At 68.8% G+C, this 19265-nt stretch carries 15 protein-coding genes; 5 read left to right on the top strand and 10 right to left on the bottom strand.

Annotated features, from left to right (window positions below):
• Position 1: 1 nt before the first annotated feature.
• The 10 genes from narJ to AC1DBE_RS07925 all read right to left on the bottom strand — a co-directional run bounded on the left by narJ (position 2) and on the right by AC1DBE_RS07925 (position 13682).
• Complete coding sequence (gene narJ / locus AC1DBE_RS07880; protein ID WP_476970173.1) at positions 2 to 622, bottom strand: nitrate reductase molybdenum cofactor assembly chaperone; 621 nt, start codon at positions 620 to 622, stop codon at positions 2 to 4.
• The gene (gene narH, locus AC1DBE_RS07885; protein ID WP_476970174.1) at positions 619 to 2319 is read right to left on the bottom strand and encodes a nitrate reductase subunit beta; all 1701 of its coding nucleotides are present in this window, start codon (positions 2317 to 2319) and stop codon (positions 619 to 621) included. Before narH ends, narJ begins: the two co-directional genes overlap by 4 nt.
• Positions 2319 to 6029 carry a nitrate reductase subunit alpha gene (locus tag AC1DBE_RS07890; RefSeq protein ID WP_476903511.1) on the bottom strand — a complete coding sequence of 1237 codons (3711 nt, stop codon included), beginning with the start codon at positions 6027 to 6029 and terminating at the stop codon, positions 2319 to 2321. The genes narH and AC1DBE_RS07890 overlap by 1 nt, the downstream gene beginning before the upstream one ends.
• Positions 6030 to 6124: 95 nt before the next feature.
• The gene (locus AC1DBE_RS07895) at positions 6125 to 6874 is read right to left on the bottom strand and encodes a LamB/YcsF family protein (protein WP_476878168.1); all 750 of its coding nucleotides are present in this window, start codon (positions 6872 to 6874) and stop codon (positions 6125 to 6127) included.
• Positions 6864 to 7673, bottom strand: a complete 810-nt coding sequence (locus AC1DBE_RS07900) for a hypothetical protein (protein ID WP_476878180.1) — start codon at positions 7671 to 7673, stop codon at positions 6864 to 6866. Before AC1DBE_RS07900 ends, AC1DBE_RS07895 begins: the two co-directional genes overlap by 11 nt.
• Before the next feature lie 116 nt (positions 7674 to 7789).
• Positions 7790 to 8380 (bottom strand): hypothetical protein, encoded by a 591-nt coding sequence (locus AC1DBE_RS07905; RefSeq protein WP_476970175.1) that lies wholly within the window; start codon positions 8378 to 8380, stop codon positions 7790 to 7792.
• A 64-nt stretch (positions 8381 to 8444) separates the two neighbouring features.
• Complete coding sequence (locus tag AC1DBE_RS07910; protein ID WP_476970176.1) at positions 8445 to 10775, bottom strand: glycoside hydrolase family 65 protein; 2331 nt, start codon at positions 10773 to 10775, stop codon at positions 8445 to 8447.
• A 69-nt stretch (positions 10776 to 10844) separates the two neighbouring features.
• Positions 10845 to 11591 carry an HAD family hydrolase gene (locus tag AC1DBE_RS07915; protein ID WP_476970177.1) on the bottom strand — a complete coding sequence of 249 codons (747 nt, stop codon included), beginning with the start codon at positions 11589 to 11591 and terminating at the stop codon, positions 10845 to 10847.
• A gap of 230 nt (positions 11592 to 11821) precedes the next feature.
• Positions 11822 to 12832, bottom strand: coding sequence for a LacI family DNA-binding transcriptional regulator (locus tag AC1DBE_RS07920; protein WP_476970178.1), 1011 nt, complete (start codon positions 12830 to 12832; stop codon positions 11822 to 11824).
• Positions 12833 to 13064: 232 nt separating this feature from the next.
• Positions 13065 to 13682, bottom strand: a complete 618-nt coding sequence (locus AC1DBE_RS07925; protein WP_476878173.1) for an alpha/beta hydrolase — start codon at positions 13680 to 13682, stop codon at positions 13065 to 13067.
• 227 nt (positions 13683 to 13909) lie between these two features.
• Here AC1DBE_RS07925 and AC1DBE_RS07930 point away from each other — a divergent pair, with 227 nt between their 5' ends.
• From AC1DBE_RS07930 to AC1DBE_RS07950, 5 genes are all read left to right on the top strand, one after another.
• The gene (locus tag AC1DBE_RS07930; RefSeq protein ID WP_476878174.1) at positions 13910 to 14173 is read left to right on the top strand and encodes a DUF6458 family protein; all 264 of its coding nucleotides are present in this window, start codon (positions 13910 to 13912) and stop codon (positions 14171 to 14173) included.
• An 836-nt stretch (positions 14174 to 15009) separates the two neighbouring features.
• A complete protein-coding gene (locus AC1DBE_RS07935; RefSeq protein ID WP_476878175.1) occupies positions 15010 to 15861 on the top strand; it encodes a DeoR/GlpR family DNA-binding transcription regulator in 852 nt (283 codons plus the stop codon).
• The gene (locus tag AC1DBE_RS07940; protein ID WP_476878176.1) at positions 15858 to 16844 is read left to right on the top strand and encodes a 1-phosphofructokinase family hexose kinase; all 987 of its coding nucleotides are present in this window, start codon (positions 15858 to 15860) and stop codon (positions 16842 to 16844) included. Before AC1DBE_RS07935 ends, AC1DBE_RS07940 begins: the two co-directional genes overlap by 4 nt.
• Positions 16845 to 16846: 2 nt before the next feature.
• Entirely contained in the window at positions 16847 to 18925 is a 2079-nt protein-coding gene (locus AC1DBE_RS07945) for a PTS fructose transporter subunit IIABC (protein WP_476878177.1), read from the top strand.
• A gap of 59 nt (positions 18926 to 18984) precedes the next feature.
• On the top strand, positions 18985 to 19263 hold the full coding sequence (locus AC1DBE_RS07950) for an HPr family phosphocarrier protein (protein WP_441402245.1): 279 nt from the start codon (positions 18985 to 18987) through the stop codon (positions 19261 to 19263).
• The last annotated feature ends 2 nt before the right edge of the window (positions 19264 to 19265 follow it).

The raw sequence follows: 19265 nt of genomic DNA on the forward strand, positions 1-19265 counted from the left end.
GTCAGGCCCCTTTCACGGGCAGCAGGCGCGGGTCGTAAGGGTCCAGGCCCACCGACTCGGCGGGGGGTCCGTAGCCGGCCATCCGCATCACAGCCTGTTCATCCGCGGGCGATTTCCCGGGCAGGGTGGCGCAGATGGCCTGCAGGATCCGGGCGTGCGGGAGCTTGTCACGGAGCAGCCCGAGCCGCAGCATCTCCAGGCTGGCCCGGAACCGGCCCAGCAGGCCGCGGCCGGCGTCGAGGTCCACCAGTGCGGCGAACTCGAGCACCATGGGCAGGTAGTCCGGGAGTTCCCCGTGGGTGTCCACCAGGATGTCGCTTTGCCGGTAGGTCTGCTTGAAGTTCCCCAGCACCTCGCCGCGGCGCCGGGTGTCGCCGTCGGTCCAGTAGGACAGGTGCAGGGCGTGCCGCTTGCCGAGGTCGAACTCGCGGACGTAGTGGGCCTGCACCTCCATCAAGGGCCTCGTTTCCAGCAGGTCCAGCACCTCGGCGAAGTCGGCCACCGCCCCGGGAAACTCGGCGAGTGCGGCCCGCATCAGCGGCACCTTCCCGGTCAGGTCCTCGTCCGGGTAGGACAGGCACCAGGCGGCCGCCAGGTAGACCACCTGCTCGCGGCGGCTCATGGCTGGTCCTCCGCCGCTGCCAGGGTGTCCGGCTCCGGTTCCGGGCCTTTCGGCGGGAAAAGCCCCTGAGGTGCACCCGTCCCGTCCCAGTTCAGCAGGTTAACCCGCCCCCGCAGCGTGGTCTCTCCGGGGGCCGCCCCGGAGGTCTGCCGGTCCCGCAGGGCGTGGAAGGTCTCCACCGCGACGGGCACGGGACGGCCGCTGGCTTCCCCGAAGGGCGAGGAGTCCTGCATGCCGGGGCCGCCGTCGAAGTCCAGCGAGCACCCCATTTCCTCAAGGTCGTGGGCCTGTTCCACGTGCGCCTTGGGAATCACGTACCGCTCGTCGTACTTGGCGATCGCCATCAGCCTGTACATCTCGTACATGCTCTGGCTGTCCATCCCCACGGTTTCGGGGATGGCGTCGTCGGGGTCGTTGCCGAGGCTGATGCCACGCATAAAGGAGCGCATCGCCGCGAGTCTCCGGAGTACCGCGGCGACCCGGTCCGTGTCCCCGGCGGTGAACAGCTCGGCAAGGTATTCCACCGGGATGCGCAGGGCGTCGATGGCGCCGAAGAGGTTGCCGGCGTCCTCACCGTCGTGCCCCTGGTCCCGGAGCAGGTCCACCACCGGCGACAGCGGCGGCACGTACCAGACCATGGGCATGGTCCGGTATTCCGGGTGCAGCGGCAGCGCCACCTTGTAGACCTTCGCGAGGGCGTAGACCGGCGAGCGCCGCGCGGCGTCGATCCAGTCCTCGGGGATGCCCTGCGCCCGCGCCTCGGCCTGCACCGCGGGGTCCTCCGGGTCCAGCAGCACGTCCATCTGGGCGTCGTAGAGTTCCTGCGGGTCGGTGACGGCGGCCGCGGCGGTGACGGCGTCGGCGTCGTACAAAAACAGCCCCAAATACCGCAGCCGGCCCACGCAGGTCTCCGAGCACACCGTCGGCAGCCCCACCTCGACCCGCGGGTAGCAGAAGGTGCACTTCTCGGCTTTCCCGGTCTTGTGGTTGAAGTAGATCTTCTTGTACGGGCAGCCGGTGATGCACTGCCGCCAGCCGCGGCACCGGTCCTGGTCCACCAGCACGATCCCGTCCTCGACGCGTTTGTAGATGGCCCCGGACGGGCAGGAGGCCATGCAGGACGGGTTCAGGCAGTGCTCGCAGATCCGCGGCAGGTAGAACATAAACGTCTGCTCGTAGGCGAACTTGATCTTGTCCTCGGACTCGCGCCGGACCTTTTCCACGATGGGGTCCAGGTGGCCGTGCTCGGCGGAGCCGCCGAGGTCGTCATCCCAGTTCGCGGACCAGGTGATCTTGGTATCCTCGCCGGTGATCAGGGACTTCGGCCGGGCCACGGGGAAGTCGTCCCCCAGCGGGGCGTCCACGAGGGTTTTGTAATCGTAGGTCCACGGCTCGTAGTAGTCCTTGAGCTCCGGCTGGACCGGGCTGGCGAAGATCCCGAGCATTTTCTTGACCCGGCCGCCGGCTTTGAGCACCAGTTTGCCGCGTTTGTTCAGCACCCAGCCGCCGTGCCACCGCTCCTGGTCCTCGTAGCGGCGCGGATACCCCTGGCCGGGGCGGGTTTCGACGTTGTTGAACCAGACGTACTCGGTGCCGGCCCGGTTGGTCCAGGCCTGTTTGCAGGTCACGGAGCAGGTGTGGCAGCCAATGCACTTGTCCAGGTTCATGACCATGCCCATCTGGGCCATTACACGCATCAGTACTGCACCTCCTGGGACCGGCGCCGGACGGTGGCCACCATGTCCCGCTGGTTTCCGGTGGGGCCAAGGTAGTTGAACGCGTACGCCAGCTGGGCGTAGCCGCCGATCAGGTGCGAGGGTTTGACCAGCAGCCGGGTGACGGAGTTGTGGATGCCGCCGCGCCGTCCGGTGGCCTCGGATTTGGGGACGTCGATGGTGCGTTCCTGCGCGTGGTGGACGTAAACCACCCCGGCGGGCATCCGGTGGCTGACGATCGCCCGGGCCACGAGGACGCCGTTGATGTTCAGGCACTCCACCCAGTCGTTGTCCTTGACCTCGATCGCGGCSGCGTCGGCCGGGCTCATCCAGACCGTGGGTCCGCCGCGGGAGAGCGAGAGCATCAGCAGGTTGTCCTGGTATTCGGAGTGGATGGACCATTTGGAGTGCGGCGTCAGGTAGCGGACCACCACTTCCATGGACCCGTCGCGGCCCAGTTTGGGTTCGCCGAAGAGCCGGTGCATGTCCAGCGGGGGCCGGTAGATCGGCAGGGCCTCGCCGATATCCCGGATCCAGTCGTGGTCCAGGAAGAAGTGCATCCGCCCGGTCAGGGTGTGGAAGGGCTTGAGCCGCTCGATGTTGATGGTGAAGGGCGCGTAGCGCCGGCCGCCGGTCTCCGAGCCCGACCATTCCGGCGAGGTGATGACCGGGACCGGGCCGGCCTGGGTCTGGGCGAAGGTGATGAACTTTTCCTCGGAGCCTTCGGACAGGTCCGCCAGTTTCCGGCCGGTCCGGACTTCCAGATCCTTGAACCCCTGGACGGACAGGGCACCGTTGGTGGTGCCGGAAAAGGCCAGGATGGCTTCGGCCAGCTTCGCGTCGGTGTCCAGCGCCGGCCGGCCGTCGGCGGCGCCGCCGAGCATCACGCCGTTGGCTCGCCGGAGCCGCTCCAACGGGCCGGCGAGTTTGTAGGTGACGTTCTTGACTGTGAAGCCCAGTTTGTCGGCCAGCGGCCCGACGGCGGCCAGCTTGTCCGCGACGGCGGTGTAGTCCCGCTCCACCACGGAGAAAATGGGCATGTTCTGTCCCGGGACCGCCGGGATGGACCTGTCCCGCCAGTCCCGGACCGTCCCGCCGGGCTGGGCGAGCTGGCCGGGGGTATCGTGCTGCAGGGGCACGCTGACCAGGTCTTTGCGGACGCCCAGGTGGGTTTTGGCCTGCCGGGAGAATTCCTCCGCGAGCAGGTGGAAGGTGTCGAAATCCGTTTTGGTTTCCCACGGCGGGTCGATCGCGGGGGTAAAGGCGTGCACAAACGGGTGCATGTCGGTGGAGGAGAGGTCGTTCTTCTCGTACCAGGTGGCCGCGGGGAAAACGACGTCGGAGAGCAGCGTGGTGGAGGTCATCCGGAAATCGGCGGAGACCAGGAGGTCCAGTTTCCCCTCCGGGGCGTGGGCGTGCCATTTCACGTCGCGGGGTTTAAGGACCTCGGCGTTGTCCTCCCCCAGGACGTTGTGGTGGGTGCCCAGCAGGTTCCGCAGGAAGTATTCGTTGCCTTTGGCGGAGGAGCCGAACAGGTTGGAGCGCCACAGCACCAGGGTCCGGGGCCAGTTTTCCGGGGCGTCCACGTCCTCGATCGCGGGGTTCAGGGTGCGGTTCTTGAGGGCCTCCGCGATGTACCCGGGGGTGTCCGCCGCGGTCCCGGCGGCGACGGCGGCCTCGGCCTCGTCCGCGAGGTCCAGCGGGTTCCGGTCGAACTGCGGGTAGAACGGCATCCAGCCGAGCCGGGCGGACTGGGCCATGGCGTCCGCGGTGTGCATGCCGTCCAGGGCGCCGGTGGAGAGCGGGGACTTCAGCGCATCGGCCGAGTAGCCGTCCTGCCGCCACTGGCCGGTGTGCATGTACCAGTAGCCGGTGCCGATCATGGTCCGCGGCGGCCGGGACCAGTCCAGCGCGTTGGCCAGCGAGACCCAGCCGGTGGCGGGGCGGGCCTTTTCCTGCCCGACGTAGTGCGCCCAGCCGCCGCCGTTGCGGCCCAGGCAGCCGGTCAGCATCACGAGCGCCAGGACGGCCCGGTAGGTGGTGTCGCCGTGGAACCACTGGCAGATGCCGGCGCCCATGATGATCATGGACCGGCCCTTGGATTCCTCGGCGTTGCGGGCGAACTCGCGGGCCACCCGGATGCAGGCCTGCGCGGGGACGGAGGTGATCTCCTCCTGCCACGCCGGCGTGTAGGGGGTCCCGGCGTCGTCGTACCCGGCAGCCCAGTCCCCCGGCAGCCCCTCCCGGCCGACGCCGTACTGCGCCAGCATCAGATCGAAGACGGTGGTGGCCAGTTCCCCTTCGAGTTCGACGACGGGTACCCCGCGGCGGAGGACGCTGCCGTTGCCGCCGGCGTCCTCGAAACAGGGCAGCAGGATCTCGGCGCTTTCCCCGGATACCTCGCGGAGGGACAGTGCCGGTTCGATGCCCTCAAGGTCCAGGTTCCATTTGCCCTCGCCGCTGCCGGAGTAGCGGAACCCCATGGAACCGTTGGGGACGGCGGGGCGTCCGGAGGCTTTGTCGAACACAACGGTGCGGAAGGCCGCGTCCTCGGCAAGCGACTCGGCCGGCAGGTCCTGTGCGGTGAGGAACTTGGCCGGGGTGAGGGTGCCGTCCCCGCGCCGTTCCAGCCGGACCAGGAACGGCAGGTCGGTGTACTGCCGGACGTAATCGGTGAAGAAGGGGACCTCGCGGTCGACGAAGAATTCCTTGAGCATCACGTGCCCCATCGCCATGGCCAGCGCGGCGTCGGTTCCGGCCTGGGCGGGCAGCCACTCGTCGGCGAACTTGGTGTTGTCGGCGTAGTCGGGACTGACCGTCACCACCTTGGTGCCGCGGTACCGCACCTCGGCCATCCAGTGCGCGTCGGGGGTGCGGGTGACCGGGACGTTTGAGCCCCACATCATCAGGTACCGCGCGTCCCACCAGTCCCCGGATTCGGGGACGTCGGTCTGGTCCCCGAACACCTGCGGGCTGGCCACCGGAAGGTCGGCGTACCAGTCGTAGAAGGATGTCATCACCCCGCCGATCAGCTGGATGAAGCGGGTGCCCACTGCGTGCGACACCATGGACATCGCCGGGATGGGCGAGAACCCGGCGCAGCGGTCCGGGCCGTAGGTCTTGATGGTGTTGACGTGGGCTGCGGCGGCGATTTCCACGGCTTCCCGCCAGGAGACGCGGACCAGGCCGCCCTTGCCGCGGGCCTGCTGGTAGCGGCGGCGTTTCTCCGGGTCCCCGGCGACGTCCGCGAAGGCGAGCACGGGGTCGCCCAGCCGGGCTTTGGCCTCCCGGTACATTTCGACGAGCACGCCGCGGGCGTAGGGGAAGCGGACCCGGGTGGGTGAGTAGGTGTACCAGGAGAAGGCCGCCCCTCGAGGGCAACCCCGGGGCTCGTATTCGGGACTGTCTGGGCCGACGGAGGGGTAGTCGGTCTGCTGGGATTCCCAGGTGATGATGCCGTCCTTGACGTACACCTTCCAGGAGCAGGAGCCGGTGCAGTTCACCCCGTGTGTGGAGCGGACCACCTTGTCGTGGCTCCAGCGGTCCCGGTAGAAGATGTCGCCCTTGCGGCCGCCTTCCCGGAACACCGCCCTGCCGTCCGCGGTCTGGTCCCACTTCGTGAAGAAACGGCCCAGCTTCAACATTGCATCCGAGGCGGGTCCGTCCAACCCCGCGGCGCCTTCGGCAGTCATGCCCCCAAGCTAGGGGCCACCTATCGGCTTCGATAGGGCCTTACGGCACTGGGGGTCCCGGGGCGTGCGGGCCGCATGAGACCCGCTGCGAGGGCCTAGGCGAAGGGTTCGAGTTCGACGCCGGCCTTCTCCAGGGCGGCGCGGATCGCGGCGGCCACCTCGACCGACCCGGGGGTGTCCCCGTGCAGGCAGATAGAGTGCGGCGTGCGGGTGACCACGGTGCCGTCGACCGCGAGGACTTCGCCCTTGAGGGCCAGCCGGAGCGCCCGTTCGACGATCTCGTCGGGATCCTCAATGACGGATTCCTCCTCCTGGCGCGGCACGAGGCTGCCGTCCGGGAGGTACGCGCGGTCGGCGAAGGCCTCATGGAACACCGGGTTCCCGGCGTCCCGGGCGATGCCCAGCAGCGCCGAGCCTTCCAGGCCGAGGATGGGCAGTCCCGGGTCGTAGGCCTGGATGGCGGCGACGACGGCGGATGCCTGTTCGGTGTCGTGCGCCGTGCGGTCGTAGAGGCCGCCGTGCACCTTGACGTAGTCCACCGAGGCACCCACGGCATGGGCCACGCCGTCGAGCGCGCCCAGCTGGTAGAGCACGGCGCCGAAGAGGTCGTCGAAAGTCATGTCCAGGGAGCGCATGCCGAAGCCGGCGAGGTCGGGGTAGCCCAAGTGGGCGCCGACCCGAACATCGAGTTCGTAGGCGGAGCGGCAGGTGTCCAGCATCGTCACGGGGTCCCCGGCGTGCAGGCCGCACGCGACGCTGGCGCTGGTGACCAGCCGGAACATCGCGGCGTCGTCGCCCATGGTCCAGGAGCCGAAGGACTCCCCAAGGTCAGCGTTAAGATCCAAGGGTTTCGCCTTCCACTACTGGCCCGGCGTCGGCTGTCCCGGTGCCGGGTTTCAGCTCTCCGGGGATGGTCTCCGGCATGGGGCCGAAGGCTTCCTTGGCGTTCTCGACGACGGCGCGCCCCATCATCCGGTTGCCGACGCCGCCCACCACTGCGCCGACGCCAAAGGGCAGCGCCCGGCCCAGCAGCGCGGTGCCCTGGCGCTTGAGCAGGTTCTGCAGGAAGGCCCGCTGGATCCGCTCCCGGACCGACCCGAACCCGATCATCGGCGCACGGCGGGCGAAGAGGGTTCCCCAGGCCTGGGTGGGTCCGCGGCCCTGGCCGGCAGCCTGCCCGCTGAGCGAACTCAGCAGCGCCGTGCCTTCTTCGCCGAGCATGATGGCCATCACCACGGTGCTGGCCTTTTCCGGGTCGACCATCCGCACCCCGTGCAGCTCGGCCAGCGAGGTGGCGAACAGGGCGGTGGCTTCGAGGAATCCGACGGTGGCGGCAGCGGAGAGGCCAAGGGCGGCCACGGTGCCGACGCCGGGGATCACGGCAGAGCCGCCCACGAGGGCGCCGCCGCCGGTGACGGCGGTCAGGTAGTTGCGTTCCAGGATGGCGGCGAGCTGCGCCGCGGTGGCGTGCGGGTGTTTCCGCTGCAGCCGGCGCAGGTTCGCCAGCACCAGCGGCCGCTGGATTTCTACGGCGCGCAGGAGCATGTTGTGGACGCCGGGCTTGGGCTTGCCGTCGGCGTCGAACATGGCGCTGTGGGCGGTCTTCTGGGCAATTTTCATTGCCGGGTTGCTGCGCTTGGCCATCATCGCCTCTCGTGAACCATAAGGGTGCTGAACATTGTCCAGCATTAACTCTAGGCCACACACCATCCGGCCGCTCCGGGACGGCGGCCCCGGGCCCCCGCCGTCGGGCTACGCCGCTAAAGCACCCAGGATTCGGCGAGGGCCAGGAACGCCGAGGACGACGGGCCCAGCGGGCCCGGGTAGACCGCCGGGGCGCCCGGCCATTCCACCCCGAATTCCACGAGCCGGCCGGTGCTGCAGGGCAGGTAGACGTTGCTGAGGGCGGCGCTGCCGGCCCCGAGCTGGAAGTCCGGCGCCGCGAACTTCCTCCGGTCAAGGACGCCGGTGATGGCCAGTTCCGCCTTGGCCCCTGTGGCGCGGAAGCCGGTGGCGGGATCCACCACCACGGTGAACTCGTCGTGGGTGTGGCTGATCCCGGTCAGCGGAAAGCGGGCCGCCTCCGGGAAGAAGCGGGTGAGCTCGGTGGCCAGGGTTTCCGCGAGGGCTGCGTTGGGGCCGTAGCTGCGCCAGCCCTGCAGGGTGGCCACCAGCAGGGCGTTGCCGGCACCCCAGCGCGACCAGTCGGCCTGCCAGAATGTCGCGAAGCAGCTGGCGGCCTCCCCCGGAAGCTGGGCGCCGCCGGCATCCGCCGGGTGCAGCGCCAGCCCGGCGTTGATCCCCACAAAGGCAAGGCTGCGCCGCGCCGGTGCGGTGGCCGTGTTCTCCATGAGAGGAGCCTAACGGGACGGCGCCGCTCCCACCCGCTGGACACGGACGGCGCCGCCGCGGCGGCTAGTTGACGGCGCGCACCACCGGGATGGACGCCGTCGCCGGCCCCGGGAACACTGTGGGTTCGGGGCTCGCGACGGCGTGCAGGGGCACCGTCACGGGGTCGCTGCCCACCGTGAACCGTTCGCCGCGCACCTCGATCTCGAGCGGGGCACCCTCGCGGGTGGTCAGCCGGATTGCGGCGTGGTCCAGTTCGACCCGCAGCAGGCCGCCGCGGAGCTTGAGGTGGAAGGCTAACCCGTCCCATTCGGCGGGCAGCCTCGGATCGAAGTACGGCACCTCACCCTGGTCTCGCAGGCCCGCGAACCCGCTGACCAGCGAGCTCCAGACCCCGCCGGTGGAGGCGATGTGGACGCCGTCGATCGTGTTGCCGTGGGTGTCGTCCAGGTCGATGAACACGGCGTGGGTGAAGTGGTCCAGCGCGGCCTGGCCGTAGCCGACCTCGGCCGCCATGATGCCCTGCACGCAGGCAGACAGGGTGGAGTCTCCGGTGGTGATGGGGTCGTAGAAGTCGAAGGCTCGGCGCTTCTCCTCGGCCGTGAAGTCCTGCCACTGCAGGAACATCGCCAGGACCGTGTCCGCCTGCTTGAGGACCTGGTGCCGGTAGATCACCAGCGGGTGGAAATGCAGCAGCAGCGGGTACTTGGACCGCGGCGTGTCCCAGTCCCACGGCTCCAGGGTCATGAAGTCGTTGTCCTGGGAGTGGACCTGGAGGTCCTCGTCGAACGGGACGTGCATCCGGTTCGCGGCCTGTTCCCAGAGCTCCCGTTCGGCCGGGTCGATCCCCGGGTGGTCCAGCGCCGCGGCCGTGCGCAGGTTAAAGCGGGCCATAACGTTGGTGTACAGGTTGTCGTTGACGACGGCGGTGTATTCGTCCGGGCCCGTGACGCCATGGATGTGGAACAGCCCGTCCTTGCCAAAGAAGCCCAGGGAGGCCCACATCCGGGCCGTCTCGATCAGCAGGTCGGCGCCGAGGGTTTCCTTGAACTCCGCGTCCCCGCTGGCCCAGATGAAGCGGTTGGTGGCGAAGGCGATGGCGGCAGCGATATGGAACTGTGCCGTGCCGGCGGCGTAGTAGGCGCTGGCTTCCAGGCCGTTGATGGTGCGCCAGGGGAACAGGGCGCCGTCCACACTGAGCTCCTTGGCGCGGACCCTCGCTTCGGGCAGCAGCTCGTGGCGGAACTCAAGGACCTGCCGGGCGTTGCCCGGGTTGGTGTAGGTCAGGTAGGGCAGCAGGTACACCTCCTGGTCCCAGAAGTAGTGCCCGTCATAGCCGGAGCCGGACACGCCCTTGGCCGGGATGCCGGCCACGTCGGCGCACGCCGTGGCCTGGGCCAGCTGGAAGAGGTTCCAGCGGATGGCCTGCTGGAGTTCGTCCTGGCCGCCCACCACAATGTCGCTGGTGGTCCAGTAGTCGCGGTAGTGCGCCGCGCTTTCGGCGAAGATCTCGGCCACCGGCAGCAGGGACCGTTCGGCGGTGTCGGCCAGGTCCTCGTCCGCTGAGCGTCCCACCGCGTAGCTGACGCTCTTCTCCAGGAGGAACGGCACCTCCGGGCTGACGGCCAGGACGTAGCGGACACTGCTGTCGTCCTGGTCCGTCTGGGTGTCGAAGGGCTGCACGCCGGCGGAGGTCCAGTGATCCACGGCCATGCCGAGCCGCTGCTTGGACTCGGCCGCTTCCCAGGCGAGGCGGAGCGAGCCGTCGGAGCCGTCCAGCCGCAGCGGAAGCAGCACGCGGCCGGCGTGGCGGCCTGCGCGGCGGGGATCGTGCGCGGAGTGGTCCTCCACCGGCTGGTCCTGCCGGTTGACCACGGCCGAGGTCACATCCGCGGAGATGTCCCGGTCGGCGGCGACCTCAAGGGAGATGCCCAGGGCGCCGCGGGCCTGATAGCCCACCGCACGCCGTTCCGTGGTGGTCACCGTGGCGCCGGAGCGGCACTGCCAGACGATCCGGCATTCGTAGACGCCGGTGGCAAAGTCCACGCTGCGCCGGTAGTCCAGCACGGTTGATTCCTCGAGGCTGAGCATCTCGCCGTCGATGACCACCACAAAGTTGTTGGCGTCCGGGACGTAGAGGATGCGCTGGCCGGTGCGGGCAAATCCGTACGCGTTTTCCGCGTGCTTGATGTCCCAGATCTCGTGGAAGCCGTTGATGAAGCTGCCCGGAAGTTCGGCGTCGGCGGCGGCCCAGTGGGCGCCGCGGATGCCGAGGTGGCCGTTGCCCAGGCTGAACAGGGTCTCCAGCGTTCCGGCGTTGCCCGGCAGGTGGACGGTTTCCACGAGCTGCCAGGGGTCATTGGGGAACCTGGCGCGGTCCGAGGTGATGAGAGCCATGGTTGGGGTCCTTTGGCGGTGACGGTTGTGCGGGTAGGTGCGGGTGGGTGTTGCCGGTGATCTGGCGGGCTAGAGCAGCTCGGCCAGGTCGTTGACCACGAGGGTGGCGCCGGCGTCGAGCAGGGTCTTCCGCCCGGCTCCGCGGTCCACGCCGATGACCGAGTGGAAGCTCCCCGCGCTTCCAGCCTGGACACCGGAGACGGCATCTTCGACGACGACGCATTCCTCGCTGGGAAGCCCCAGCAGCCGCGCCGCGTACTGGTAGGTGTCCGGCTTCGGCTTGCCGGGCAGGCCTTCGGATACCGCGACGACGCCGTCCACCACCACCGGGAAGTAGTCCGACAGGCCGGCGGCCTTGAGCACCGGGACGGCATTCCGGGAGGAGGAGACGACGGCGAGTTTCAGGCCGCGCTGGAGCGCCGCTTCAATGAAGCGCAGCGAGCCCTCGTAGGGCTGCACTCCGCCGGCGGCAACGATGTCGTTGAAGACCTTGTTCTTGCGGTTGCCAAGGCCGTGCACGGTGTCGTGCGCGGGGTCGTCATCCGTCGGGCCCTCGGGCAGCACAATGCCGCGCGAGGCCAGGAAGTCACGGACGCCATCGAAACGCGGCTTGCCGTCGATGTGGTCGAAGTAGTCGCTTTCGCGGTAGCCCTGCGCTTCCGGGACGGTGGCGAGGAAGCCGTCGAAGAGTTCCTGCCAGGCGCGTTCGTGCACCACCGCGGTGGGGGTCAGGACGCCGTCGAGGTCGAACAGGATGGCGGTGGCGCCGGCCAGCACGTCGGCCGCGCCGGGGGCGCTGTTGGAAATCTCAGTCATGGGGCGGAGGTCCTTTCAGACGGTCGCATGGATCGTGTGTGGGAAATGATGGGCGGGGCCGCCGGGGCGGGGCGGCCGGTGGCCGTGGCGGCTGCGTTGCCGGGCTTGCGGGTTTCTGCCGGGACCGGCTGCGGACGACGGCGGTCCTGCTGCCGGGCCGGGGTCCCGGCCCGGGTCACGGCCGGGGGTCCGGGATGCCGGAGCGGGCCGGCGGTCCGGGCCGGCGGAGATCAGCGTCGGCGTCGGGTACTCCTGCGCTCGATCAGCTTGGTCTCCAGCAGGTGCGTCGCCGGCGGATTCGGCAGCCCGGACCGGTGGAGCCGTTCGATCAGCAGGTTGGCTGCGAAGGCCCCCTGGTCGGCCACCGGCTGCGCGATGGTCGTCAGCCCGAGGAACCAGCTCATTTGATGGTCGTCTATTCCAATGATGGAGACGTTTTTCGGTGCTGACAAACCGAGATCCCGCAGGGCCATGAGCGCGCCAAACGCGGTTTCGTCGCAGCCGGCGAACACCGCGGAGGGCATCCGGCGGTTTTCGATCAACTCCGTCATGGCCCGGCGCCCACCCTCGATGCTGGATCCGGCGTCGAGCACCAGGTCCGGATCCACGGTGAGCTCGTGCTCCGCCAGGGCCCGCTCGAATCCGCGCCGCCGGGCATCGGCGGTGTCCACGGACCGCTCCCCCGGTTCCCGTCCGGCCAGCATCGCCAGGTCCCAGTGCCCCAGCCCGAGCAGGTGCCCGGTGGCCCGGCGCGCCGCTTCTTCGTTGTCGATTCCCACGTTGTCCCACGGGACGCGGTTCATGCCGACGCTCGCGACGGCGAGGCCTGAGGCTTCCAGCGCGGCGATCTCATCGGCGTCGAGGGCCACATTGAGGAGCAGGACACCGTCGACGCGCTGGGCGAGCCCGGCCAGGTCGCCGAAGATCTTGCGCTGCACGCTGGGCCGGTTGCGGAGGCTGATGAGCACGGTGTCGAAGCCGCTGTCCGCGAACACTTCCTCCGCGGCCTCGACGGCCTGCGCGAAGAACCACGCGGTGGCGGTAGGGGCGATGATGGCCACGGCACCGGTGGTTCCCCCGGCGAGCCTTGCAGCGGCGGAGGATGCCTTGTAGCCGAGCTTGGCGGCGGCGTCGGCGACCTTGGCCTGTGCCTGTTCGGACACGTTGGGCAAGTCCCGGAGGGCGCGGGAGACGGTGCAGATGGAAAGCCCGGAGAGGGCGGCGACGTCCTGGATTGTCACGCGTGGAGCCTTAGCCATGCGACACGGGCCTGGACCTTTCTTCCCCCTGGAGTAGTGGGCCGGATCAAAATGGCCAAAGTAAACTGTAAACGCTTATAAATTCGCTTCGCAAGTGGTGGCGGCCGTTCCCGGGGTGAATTCTTTTGGGGCCAGCGGGCCCGGGTTCGCGCGGCCCGCCGGCCCGACTGCTGGGGCGGCGCGGGAGCTCAGACTGCTGGGACGGAGCGGGAGCTCAGCCCAGTACGTAGTGGCGCAGGAACGCGCCGACGTCCACGAGTTCGGCACGGGAGATCGAATGCCCCATCCCGGGGTAGCTGCGGGCCGTGAGCTGGGTGTTCAGGTCCAGCCACTCCTTGGTGTGCGCGGTGGCGTCGTCGTTAATCACCGGATCGTTCTTGTCCCGGCCCCAAAAGAACGGCGGCCGCGTGCTGAACGATTCGCTCATCGCCAGCAGCTCGTTGTCCAGCACAAAGCCGGACAGCCCGACGACGGCGCGGAATCCCTCCGGCCTGAGCCGCAGCAGGGTGCTCGCCATGGCCATGCCCTGGGAATAGCCGAGCAGGGTCACGCTGCTGTGCCGGGCCTTGACGCCGTCGATCCAGCTGAAGACGGAGTTCGTCGCAGTGATGACGTCGGCAAAGTCGTGGGTGAGAAAGTAGTCCAGCAGGAACCAGCCGTAGTCGTCGCCGATCACCTTGGGTCCGCGCAGGGCCGCGCAGGTGAACTGCGGCGGGAGGCTGGGGAAGAGCTCCGCCATCCGGGTTTCGTCCGTGCCGTAACCGTGCAGCATCACCAGCAGCGGGGTCCCCGCACGTTCGGGCTCCGGCTTCGACCAGATGACAGTGTCCATGCGGCAAGCCTAGCCAGCGGCAGGACCGGGCGCCGGAATGCCGGAGCCGGCGGGCCGCCGGGGCTCGAAGCACCCCGTCCCCGTCGCGCCGGCACCCCGATTACGCCCGGTTTTCCGGCGAGGCGGGGCCAAAATCGTTGAAACGACACGTACCGGGCTGTAGCGTGACGCTCGTCAGCATGCTTAGCACCACCTATCGGTCCTGACCGGACATCAAGGAGCAAGTCATGAGAATCGGTTCCTCCATCTTCCTCATCGCCATCGGCGCCATCCTCGCCTGGGCCATCTCGCCAGGATTGATTCCCAATGTGGACCAGACCATGATCGGCTACATCCTTATGGTGGTCGGCGTCATCGGGCTTGTCGCGTCGCTGATCCTCGCTTCGCCGGGCCGCAGCCGCACCCGCCGCGTGAGCGAAACCCGCTCCGTCGTCGATCCCAACACCGGCGAGACCATCACCCGCAACGAGAGCCGCGACGCCGGCATCTGATCCGCCGCGCCTTCACACCAGGCTCGCGGCTCCGGCCGCAAACACACCTCGAACTGACCCGCACGCCGGGCCGGACCACCAAGGTCCGGCCCGGCGTCCGGCGCTTAACGGACCCCGCGAAACCAACCAGCACCTTCCCGCGGCATTGCGAGCTCACGGGCCCGATCCTGTGAGGGACATGCCCATCCCTCGGCACGAAGGTTGGACATAACCCATATATGTCCACTCCCTAGGCCAACCAATGGACATGTCCGTCCCGGCCTGCCTCTAGAAACGGGCATGTGCATCCGGCTGTTCTAAAGAACCGACATGTCCATCGGTCGGCGCGGAGATTGAGCATGTTCATTGCTGCGGGCCGGGAATGCGCATGTCCGCAGGCCAGGGATGCGTATGCCCGAGGAGTGCGCCCAAGGATGGGCATGCCCATCTCTCGTCACGACGGTTGGACATAGCCCATATATGCCCACTCCTCGGGCCAAACAATGGGCATGTCCATCCCGGTTCGCCCCGAGGAATCGACATGTCCATCGGTCGGCGCGGAGAACGGGCATGTCCATTGCTGCGGGCCGAAGAATGGGCACGTCCGCAGCCCAGGATGTGCATGCCCAAGGGGTGGGCTCCACAATGGGCATGTCCGTCCCGGGACCCCAGCGATGGGCATGTCCGTCCGGCCGGGAGGGGCCCGTTCTGTGTTCCTGTTGTTTTTCATTGACAAAGCCACAAGAACACAGATAAAGTCAATCAATTCCACTTAGCTGTGATGGGGGTCACCGAAGCCGGGCGGAAGGAGCAGCATCCGAACCAGCATTCGCAGTAACCGTCGCAATGGAGGGCACGTGTTCGCCGAGGAACGCCAGCAATTGATCGTGGAGCTCGTCGCTGCCAGCGGCCGGGCCAGCGTCACGGACCTCGCCGAGCGTTTTAGCATCACCACGGAGACGGTCCGCCGCGACCTGGCCGCCCTTGAGATCGCCGGCACTGTCCGCCGGGTCCATGGCGGCGCGGTGTCACCCGAGCGGATCAGCACCACCGAGGAAAGCATCACCGAGCGCACCATCCAGCGGCCGTCCGAGAAGACCCGGATCGCCCAGGCCGCCCTCGCGCTTATCCCGCAGGGCCGCTCCGGCAGCATCCTCATCGACGCCGGCTCCACCACCGAAGTCCTCGCGGAACTCCTTGCGGCCCGCACGGCCGGCGGCCGCTCGACAACAGGCACGGCAGCAGCCGCCGGAACCACGGCGCCCGCATCAACCCAGTCCCCCGGCGACGGCGAGCTCGTGGTCATCACCCACGCCCTGCCCATCGCGGGGAAGCTTTCCGGCGAGGCGGGGATCGGGCTGCACCTGTTGGGCGGGAAGGTCCGCGGGCTGACCCAGGCCGCCGTTGGGCAGTCCACCGTGGAAGCCGCCCGCCGGATCCGGCCCGACATCGCCTTCGTCGGCACCAACGGCATCTCCGCAACCTTTGGACTCAGCACACCCGATCCTGAAGAAGCAGCCGTCAAGGCCGCCTTCGTCCAATCAGCCCGCCGCATTGTGGTGCTGGCCGATTCCACCAAGCTGGACGCTGAAACGCTGGTCCAGTTCGCCTCCCTGAAAGATCTGGACACCGTGATTACAGACTCCCAACCGAGCCCGGACCTCGCCGCGGCACTCGCGGACGCCGGAGTGGAGGTGGTGGTCGTATGATCGTCACCTTTACGGCCAACCCCAGCCTGGACCGCACCGTGGCCCTGCCCGGACCGCTGCTCCGGGGCGAAGTCCAGCGCGCCGTTTCCGTCCGGCAGGAGTCCGGCGGCAAGGGCGTCAACGTCTCCCGCGCCCTGGTCGCCTCCGGCCTGAAAACCATCGCCGTGCTTCCGGGCGCGGAGGCGGACCCGGTGCTGGCCGGGCTGCGGGACACAGAGGTACCGTTCGCGGCCCTGCCCATCGGGGAGCCGCTGCGCAGCAACGTGGCCCTCACCGAGCCGGGCGGCGTGACCACCAAGGTCAACGAGCCCGGGCCGGTGCTGAGCGGGGAACAGCAGGAGGCCCTGATCGGGCTGTTGCTGGATTCCTCCCGCGGCGCCAGCTGGGTTGTCCTGGCCGGTTCCCTCCCGCCGGGTGTTCCGGCCGACTTTTACGCCACCGTGACCCGGCGGCTGCGTTCCCTGCACGACGGCTCAGAGGCACCCCTCGTCGCCGTCGACTCCTCCGGCGAACCCCTCGCCGCCGCGGTCTCCGGGGACGCCCCGGGGAAACCGGACCTGCTCAAGCCCAATGCCGAGGAACTGGTGGAACTGGCTGCCGCAGCCGGCTTCGCCACCAATAAGTCCGCCGAGGAACTCGAGGCTGACCCGGAGGCTGCCGCGGCGGCCGCCGGCGCCCTCGTCCGTTCCGGAGTGGGCGCCGTACTCGCAACCCTTGGTTCCAAGGGTGCGGTGCTTGTGACGGCCGACGGTGCGTGGCTCGCCACGCACCCGCCGGTCAAGGCGGTCAGCACGGTCGGCGCCGGCGATTCGTCGCTTGCCGGCTACCTGCTCGCCGCCAGCCAGGGCGCCGCCCCGGCCGATTGCCTGCGTCAGGCGGTGGCCCATGGTGCCGCCGCTGCTTCCCTGCCCGGGTCCACCGTCCCGGCAGTGCACCAAACAAACCCCGCCGCCGTAACCATCACGGCCCTGAAGAAGGATTGACAGTGACCCAGCTCATTACTACCGAACTGGTCGAGCTCGACCAGAATCTGGGCAATACGCCCGAGGACGTGATCCGGCACCTGGCAGGCAGAGTTGCGGCCACCGGACGCGCCACCGAAGTCGAGGGGCTTTTTGCCGACGCCTTCGCCCGCGAGTCCAAGACCGCCACCGGCGTGCCCGGCGGCATCGCAATCCCGCACTGCCGTTCGACGGCGGTCTCCGAGGCCACGCTGGCCATGGCCCGGCTGTCCCGGCCCGTTGATTTCGGCGCCAAGGACGGCCCCGCCGACCTCGTCTTCTTCATCGCGGCCCCGGAAGGCGCGGACCAGGAGCACCTGAAGCTCCTCTCCAAGCTGGCCCGTTCGCTGATCAAGAAGGACTTCACCGGCGCCCTGCGCGCCGCCGGCACGCAGGCCGAGGTGGTGGAACTGGTCGAGGGCGCCCTGGCGGACAAGCCGGCCAGCCACGCCGCCGATGTCCCGGCCGACGCCGCACCCGCCGCCGGTGCAGCAGCCACCGCCGGGGCCTCCGGCACGGCCGCCGCCTCCGGCACTGCTCCGCGTGCCAAGCGCCTGGTCGCCGTCACGGCCTGCCCCACCGGCATCGCGCACACCTACATGGCCGCCGACTCGCTGGTGGCCGCGGCCCGGGAAGCCGGCGTGGACCTGCAGGTCGAAACCCAGGGGTCCTCCGGGGCCAAGGCACTCGACCCCGCCGTCATCGCCGCTGCCGACGCCGTGATCTTCGCCGTCGACGTCGACGTCCGCGGCAAGGAGCGCTTCGCCGGCAAGCCCGTCATCAACGCCCCGGTCAAGCGCGGCATCGACGAGCCCGACAAGATGGTCCAGGAGGCCCTCGCCGCCGCGGACAACCCGCACGCCCGCCGCGTCCCGCACTTCGGCGCGGAGGAACAGGCCGAGCATGAGGCCGAGGAAAAGGGCGAGCACATCGGCCAGAAGCTGAAGAAAGCCCTGCTCACCGGCGTCAGCTACATGATCCCGTTCGTCGCCGGCGGCGGTCTGCTGATCGCCCTCGGCTTCCTGATGGGCGGCTACCTGATCACGAAGTACGCGGACACGATCGTTGTCCAGAACAGCCTCTTCAACCTCCCCACCGAGTTCCCGGACAACGCGTGGGGACCGCTCGGCGCCTACCTCGGCGCCGTGCTGTTCAAGATCGGCGCACTGTCCCTGGGCTTCCTGGTGCCGGCACTGGCCGGCTACATCGCCTACGCGATCGCTGACCGTCCCGGCATTGCTCCCGGCTTCGTCGCCGGTGCGGTCGCAGGGTTCATGGGCGCCGGCTTCCTCGGCGGCATCGTCGGCGGCCTGCTCGCCGGTTACATCGCCCTCGTGATCGGCCGCCTGCAGGTCCCCCGCTGGCTGCGTGGCCTGATGCCTGTCGTCATCATCCCGCTGCTCGCCTCGCTCGTGGCCTCGGGCCTGATGTTCCTGATCCTTGGCGGCCCGATCGTCGCCATCACCAAGGGCCTGAACGCCTGGCTGTCCGGCCTCACCGGCGCCGGCGCGATCGCCCTCGGCGTGATCCTGGGCCTCATGATGTGCTTCGACCTCGGCGGACCCGTCAACAAGGTCGCCTACTCCTTCGCCGTCGCCGGCCTGGGCGCAGCGTCCCTGGACAACCAGGCACCGTGGCAGATCATGGCGGCCGTTATGGCCTCCGGCATGGTGCCGCCGCTGGCCATGGCCCTCGCCTCCACCGTCCTGAACAAGAAGCTCTTCAGCCTCGCCGAACAGGAAAACGGCAAGGCGGCCTGGCTGCTCGGGGCATCGTTCATCTCCGAAGGCGCCATCCCGTTCGCCGCGGCCGACCCGCTGCGCGTTATCCCGGCCAGCATGGTGGGCGGCGCCGTCACCGGGGCCATCTCGATGGCCGCGGGGGTCGGATCCAAGGCCCCGCACGGCGGCATCTTCGTCTTCTTCGCGATCGATAACTTCCTGATGTTCGTCGTCTCGATCGCGGTGGGCACTGTGATCACCGCCCTGTCCGTGATCGCCCTCAAGCGCTGGGCAGTCAAGAAGACCGTTGATACGGTTGAACCGGTTCCAGTAACCGTCTGAGCCGGTCCGCGACAGACCTTCCCAAGCTGATAATCCCAAGCTGAACCCAAGGAGCAACAATGACCGAACGTAACGCCACCATTGCCAGCCGCGTGGGGCTGCACGCCCGCCCGGCCGCCATCTTTGCCGAGGCTGCAGGCGAGTTCGATCTCGACATCACCATCGCCCGGCTCGGCGAGCCGGAAGATGAGGCCATGGACGCCGCCAGCATCCTGTCCCTGATGAGCCTGGGCGCATCGCACGGCGAAGTTGTGGTGTTGCGTGCCGAGGGCGACGGCGCGGACGCCGCCCTGGACCGCCTCGTCCAGATTCTCGAGACGGACCACGACGCCGAATAGCA

Source organism: Arthrobacter sp. 10T416 (assembly GCF_056394165.1).